General features: G+C 32.7%; 6 protein-coding genes, 1 tRNA gene and 1 pseudogene. 5 read left to right on the plus strand and 3 right to left on the minus strand.

Going from position 1 to position 6,566, the window contains the following annotated elements; genetic code table 11:
* Both lysK and SFT90_07520 read right to left on the minus strand, forming a co-directional pair.
* A pseudogene (gene lysK / locus SFT90_07515) lies at positions 1–523 on the minus strand (lysine--tRNA ligase).
* A gap of 113 nt (positions 524–636) precedes the next feature.
* Positions 637–713: transfer RNA gene (locus SFT90_07520), tRNA-Val, on the minus strand.
* A 292-nt stretch (positions 714–1,005) separates the two neighbouring features.
* Between SFT90_07520 and SFT90_07525 the strand changes: the two genes are divergently transcribed.
* Together SFT90_07525 and SFT90_07530 are read left to right on the plus strand one after the other, a co-directional pair.
* Positions 1,006–1,311, plus strand: a complete 306-nt coding sequence (locus SFT90_07525) for a hypothetical protein (protein ID MDX1950326.1) — start codon at positions 1,006–1,008, stop codon at positions 1,309–1,311.
* 37 nt (positions 1,312–1,348) lie between these two features.
* Positions 1,349–2,362 (plus strand): hypothetical protein, encoded by a 1,014-nt coding sequence (locus SFT90_07530; GenBank protein MDX1950327.1) that lies wholly within the window; start codon positions 1,349–1,351, stop codon positions 2,360–2,362.
* Positions 2,363–2,380: 18 nt separating this feature from the next.
* Here the strand turns inward: SFT90_07530 and SFT90_07535 are convergent, their stop codons facing one another.
* Complete coding sequence (locus tag SFT90_07535) at positions 2,381–3,097, minus strand: YdcF family protein (GenBank protein MDX1950328.1); 717 nt, start codon at positions 3,095–3,097, stop codon at positions 2,381–2,383.
* Positions 3,098–3,164: 67 nt separating this feature from the next.
* Here SFT90_07535 and SFT90_07540 point away from each other — a divergent pair, with 67 nt between their 5' ends.
* The 3 genes from SFT90_07540 to thrC form a co-directional block, all read left to right on the plus strand.
* A complete protein-coding gene (locus tag SFT90_07540; protein MDX1950329.1) occupies positions 3,165–3,788 on the plus strand; it encodes a zinc-ribbon domain-containing protein in 624 nt (207 codons plus the stop codon).
* A gap of 266 nt (positions 3,789–4,054) precedes the next feature.
* On the plus strand, positions 4,055–5,290 hold the full coding sequence (locus SFT90_07545; GenBank protein ID MDX1950330.1) for an AsmA-like C-terminal region-containing protein: 1,236 nt from the start codon (positions 4,055–4,057) through the stop codon (positions 5,288–5,290).
* Between the two features lie 136 nt (positions 5,291–5,426).
* On the plus strand, positions 5,427–6,566 hold a 1,140-nt coding region (thrC, locus tag SFT90_07550), incomplete at its 3' end, for a threonine synthase (protein ID MDX1950331.1).

Here is a 6,566-nt window from a genome sequence, read left to right on the forward strand (position 1 = left end):
TAGTGCTGATAACTTTCGCTTGTAAAACCTTGCCAGTTTCAGGGCAAAGTGGCAAAAATGGGCTGTAAGTTTGTTGCCTTTCTTCACCTAAAGTCGGGAGCATTATTTTCATTATTTTTTCATATTGCTTTAGAACTTCCAGCAACATTTCATCAAATTCACCAGCTTTATAAGTGGCAGTTGCACTTTTGAATTCATAATCAAAGCCGAAATTATCTAAGAATTTTTGAAGCCTAGCATTCATATTCTCACCAAAACTATTATGAGTGCCGAAGGGATCAGGGATTGCAGTTAAGGGTTTTCCTAAATGTGTTGCAACCATTTCACGATTTGGGATATTATCAGGAACTTTTCTGAGGCCATCCATATCATCAGAAAATGCGATTAATTTAGTTGGAATATCACAGATTTTCTCAAAGGCTTTACGAACCATCGTTGTTCTGAAAACCTCACCAAATGTGCCGATGTGTGGCAAGCCAGAAGGGCCATAACCGGTTTCAAATAGAATGTAACCTTTCTTTGGCGGTGATTTTTCAAACTTAGTTTTAAGCTTATGGGCTTCCTTCCAAACCCATAGATTTGAAGTTTTTGTAAGTTCTGAATAATTCATTTTTTAATTTTTATAATTATTTCAAATGGTGGGCGGTAGAGGGCTCGAACCTCCGACCTCAGCGATGTCAACGCTGCGCTCTAACCAACTGAGCTAACCGCCCTCAAAGGATCAATAATTAATCTTGTATTGTTAGGTAAGTATAGATTTAATTAAGTTATCTGCTGTTTTTCCTCTATAGTGTCACCCCGCAATAAATGCGGGGTGACAATTTTTGGCTATAGAGATTAAATCTATACTCAACTAACAATGCCATTAATCTTTTATTGCTATTTTTGTTGAAAAATAAAGCCTTTTTATGTATTATAATTTATAAAATTTTTGAATGAAGGCATAAATTGCTCCCAATAAAATCTGTATTTAGAAATTCTAATTATACATAATTTGAATTATATATGCCTGAAACATTTGCTAAATTCTTAGAATCTGAAAGGATAAAAACCTCATATAACCTTCCTGAAGGTTATGACGGAATGTATAATGCGCTTTTGTTTAGTTTTGAAAGTAATTCTTCTGAATATAAAAACACCAGAATTGATAGCAAAGGTAAGGAAGTAAAAGAACCATTCAAAAATGGTTATAACTTATTTTTATCTCAATCATTTAATCTGATTCAAAGCGAATTTCAGAATGTTGCCACCCAACTTGGATTTAATGGCGGAAATCTAGAGAGAGAGTACTATTTGGCAAAAATTCTTTAATAAAAAATTTGGAATTGGAGTTGGTGAAAAAGGCGAAATGAAATCGTCATTATTTCGTTCTGAAACTTATTTTATATTTCAAAATATCACCTCAAAAGAAGATTTTATAGATGCTAAAGGCAACCACATTCTAGATAAATTTCATAAAGATGTAGCCGTTTCAATAGAGCTTTTTGATATGATAACCTATATTGAAAACGCCTATTATGATGGTAAAGATGGTTTTAAGAAAGGTAGTGAGAGCGATTATTTTGCAGTAAGTAACAAAATTCTAAACCATATTGAAGAAATTCTTTCACAACACGGCGAAAGAGGTAAAAAAGTTTTTGAAATTATAAAACAAAATTATGATGATGTAAAAGAAACTCAGGAAGCTGTTTTGAAAGGTGAAATTCCCAGCATATTTGAATTAGCAGAAAAAAATGCCTCAAAGGATGAAATAGAAAGTTTTTATCAAAGAAGATTAAAAGGATATGATACAACAGCAGTTATTGCTGATATTTTAGAAGCAGATGTTAACTTAATGGCAAATGATAAAAATGGCTTAAGAAAAGAATTAATAGCTTTTTTCAGGAATGAAATTTTTGTTAATATGGAAAAGCCTAATGATATTGCTGATTTAAACCCCAACAAAGCAAATACTGGTGCAGATTGGCTAAAAGGCGAAATAACAAGGCTTACTGATGGATTTTCTGAACTTCCTAAAAAAGATCAACTATATATTAAAAATCGCCTTAAATATGACTTGAACCCCGATAGGATAAACAAAGCAACAGGCACAGACCTCAGGGACTTTTCAAGAATTAATGATATAATGGCAAGAAATGGTTGTTTTCAAAGGGCATTAGAAGATATTTATGAGGTAAGAGGAAGAATTATAAAAGGAATGGAGAGTTTGATAAATAAAGCGTTAGAATCTCCAGAAAATTCACCAGTAAACTTAAAACAGGCTTTTTTCCTGCTTAAAAAAGTTGATATTTATTTTAATAATAAGAGAATTAAGCAGGTTGAGGATTTGGTTGCAGCAGGGCGTTCCAGAACTATAGCATAACCCACTACACCATCAAATCTAAAGCCCGAAACCTTCAAGCAGGATGCGGGTTTTGGCAAGAATTAATTTATTATATTCCTGCACGAGTAAATCTCTTGAGGTTTTTTCCTTCCACCATTCATCAAAGCGGATATTAATTGGCATCACTGCGTGCGGAATAATTTTAATATCTGGCAAGCGAGCCTGAACCTCAATCATCGCCCTTTTAATATGATAATTTGATGTTATCAAGCGAATTGATTTAAGATTATTTCTTCTAATCCATCTTTCAATTTCAGCGGCATTTTGAATTGTATCATTAGCGGAATAACCCAAGAAAACCTTACTTAAAAGCCTTTTTGTTTGCTCCTCAGAATAATTATGAATTACAAAAATTTCGTGAGGTTTTACATCAACATTAACACCTGAAATAAATAATTTATCAGCGTAATTTTTCTCAAGCAAATATAAGGCATTTCTAACCCTTTCAGAGCCTCCAGTAAGAACAATTATCGCATCGGTTCTATCTGCAATATTAGGGTTTTTGAGGTTTTCTAATCGCCAATCTTTATTAAGATTATTTGTGTAATCATATAGCCCATAACCCCAACCCGCAAAGGCAAGCAACAAAATAAAAAGTAAAAACAAAGTTATTCTATTGGTAAATAACCATTTGATAAAATCAAAAATAACCTCAAAAAAAGTTTTGATGGCAATATATGCAAGAACAAATCTTTTTGCGATATGGCTAATCATTTAATTTATAAAATTATTGAAGATTAGTTATTAAACAATATTATAAAATTTTCAAATATCTTGTTAAATGCTTATTTCTTGTCCAAATTGTAGTGCAACTTTTGCAGTTCCAGCTAAGGCTATTGGCGAAACTGGTAAGAAAGTTAAATGCTCTAAATGCGGCCATATGTGGCATCAAGAGCCTATTCGTCAAGAGAAAACCACCCTTGATACTCTTTTACAAACAAACGAAAAGCAGGATAAAAACTTACCAGTAAAAACTCAGAAAAATTTTAATTATGGAAGTTTAGCAGCTGGAATTTTATTGTTAATTTTTATTGGAATTTTGCAGTTTATGGCATTTCCTAAAACTAATGAGATGATTTCTTCTAGCCTTGGTCTTGCTGATTATTCAGCGATTAAATTGGTAAATTTTTCATCTGAATCGCAAATTAATGATAATAAATTAGATATCAAAATCTCTGGTATTATCACTAATACTTCAGGTAAAATTACTAAAGCCCCTGCCCTAGATGTTAAAATTATGAGCAAAGGGGGCAGAGTAATTGCGAAGAATAAAATTCAGCTTGAAAAGCCAAGCCTTGAGCCTTACGAGATTTATAAATTTGATACTGAAATCACAAAAATCACTGGCAACGCTGATAATATTACCATCACTTTCGGCAATTGGCTTGAGAATATGTTTTTTTGAGTATAATCCCTTCAACTATCTAATTTTATTTTATGAATGTCACCCCGTGCTTGTCACGGGGTTAATCGTAAAACAGGCTCTAAACTAAGGCTTAAAAACACTTTTAACTATTTAACCCCGCAATTAATGCGGGGTAACAATTGGAGTTTAAGGAGCTTAAGCCTATACTTAATCTAACAATGCCTATTTTTCTAAAACCTAAAATCTTGACCTTTCAATACAAAATCGCTAGTAAGCCGATATAAATTAAATTTATAGTAAAATTTATGGCTAAAACTTTGGCAAAAGTTACACTAGGTAGCATTATTGTTGCTGTATTTTTTATAATAATTTCCTTAATACTTGCACCTTTTGTTGTTAGGCAAGAGCAAGTAAAATCTTTTATCACCAAGAATGTTGAATTGCCAGAAGGCTATAAGCTTAAAATCGCATCTGACATAAATTTTGGGATTTTTCCTTATTCATTTGTTGAGTTTGCTAAGGCTGAAATTACCAAGCAAGATGGTTCAACGCAAACAATTGAAGATTTTCTGCTAGGATTCACCTTCAATGATTTACTTTCTAAAGGAATTGATTTTGATTTTAACGCAAAATTATCAGGAAAAACCTATCAAGGTAATCTTAAAATTGAGGATTTCAAAAATTTTAGAAGCAATAGAAAATCTAATATTATTCTAACTCTTTCATCGCCAATTCCTGCGTCTCTCAAAGGGTTTATAGAGTTTAATGACAATTCTAAAAAATTATCAAATTTTACTTTTGTTCATAGTGAAACTACTGCTAGGGGTGAAGTTGAAATTTCAAACCTTAAAAATGGCAATGCAGTTAAGGGAAATGTGGTTATCAATACAGCAAATCTTGATGAACTAAGAAGGCTTATTGATTTTGAAAATTTTGCGGATACACAAAAGAAGCTTGCTGGCAAAGCGGTAATCAATTCTCAATTTGAAACATCTGGAAATAACGACATGGAATATAAGAAAAACCTCAAAGCACAAGGGGATTTCAATGTTACCAGTGCAGAAATTTATGGCTTTGATATAAATGAATTTCTTGCAAATCCGCTAAATTATAAAAACCAAAAAGATTACTCAAAGAAAACTATTATTGATAGTATAACTGGGGTTTATAATATTCTTGATGGGGTTGCGGGCATTACTTCAGTTAATGCGTATAATCAAACTACAAAACTAATTGCAAACGGAAATTATAATCTGCTAACGAAGCAAATTGATATGATGAGTGATATTTCAACTAATATTGCAGGGCAGAATATAAGCTTACCAGTTCGTTTGGAAGGTGATGTTAATAAACCAAAAGTTATTCCAAATGTGTCTGAGGGGCTTAAGAGAAACCTTCCAGACATTATAAACAACCCAAAACTACAAGAAGTTATAAATAGTGAAGAAGGTCAGAAAATAATAAATAAAGTTAATAAAGCCCTTGATGATGCTGGTGGCGTTGATGGTTTACTGCAAATGCTTGGCGGCGAAGGGAAGTAATATAACCACTATGTGTTTCATTCCCGCAAAAGCGGGAATCAATATACAAAAAATGGATACCCGCTTTCGCGGGTATGAAGTGGGATAGTATTAGAGTTAAATCTCAGAAGACGCGAATTTAATATCATAAAATCTTATGAAATATATATCTACAAGAGGGCAAGCACCCATTAAAAATTTTACTGATGTAGTTACATCTGGTTTGGCTAGTGATGGCGGTTTATATGTGCCTGATACTATTCCACAATTTTCTATTGAGGAAATAAAATCATGGAAAGGCCTGCCTTATCCAAAGCTCGCTTTTAATGTTATAAAACCCTTTGTAAATGGCGAAATTCCTGATGATGATTTACAAGAAATTATAAATAAAAGTTGCGTAAATTTCACAACTGAGAATGTCTCAAACTTGGTAAAACTAGAAGATGATTATTATATCCTAGAGCTTTTTCATGGGCCAACCCTCGCTTTCAAAGATATTGCATTGCAGTTTTTAGGCAATCTGCAAGATTATATTCTAACTAAAAGAAACCAAGATATTGTAATTATCGGTGCAACTTCTGGCGATACAGGTTCGGCGGCAATTTATGGCGTAAAAGATTGTAAACATGTGAAGATTTTTATGCTTCACCCGCATAATAAAATCAGTGAAATCCAACGCCATCAAATGACAACCGTTATTTCTGATAACATTTTCAATATCGCGGTGCAGACCAATTTTGATGATTGCCAAGATATGGTGAAAGAAATGTTCAAGCACCCAGAATTTATGAAAGATATTAGGCTTTCTGCGGTAAATTCAATCAACTGGGCAAGAATTGTTGCTCAAATTGTATATTATTTCCAAACCGTTCTTAACATTACAAATGCTGATAAACCAGTTTCTTTTTCAGTTCCAAGTGGCAATTTGGGTGATGTTTTCGGTGGTTATATGGCAATGAAAATGGGCCTACCGATTGATTTACTAGTAGTTTCAACCAATGAAAATGATATTCTGCACCGCTTTTTCAGCCAAAATGATTATAGCAGGCATAAAGTTAAAAGCACGGTTGCACCAAGTATGGATATTCAAGTTTCAAGCAATTTTGAAAGGCTATTATTTTTAGAGCATAATTATGATGGTGAAAAGGTTGGCAATAAAATGGTTCATTTCAGAGAAACTGGAAAAATGAATGTTTCAGAAAATGTATATAATTCAATCACTAAAACCTTTAGAAGCTCATCTTCAAATGATGAAGAAATTAAAATTGAAACTAAAAGAGTTTTTGATAAATATAAT

It is taken from the genome of Rickettsiales bacterium (genome assembly GCA_033762595.1).
GTDB lineage: Bacteria > Pseudomonadota > Alphaproteobacteria > Rickettsiales > UBA8987 > JANPLD01.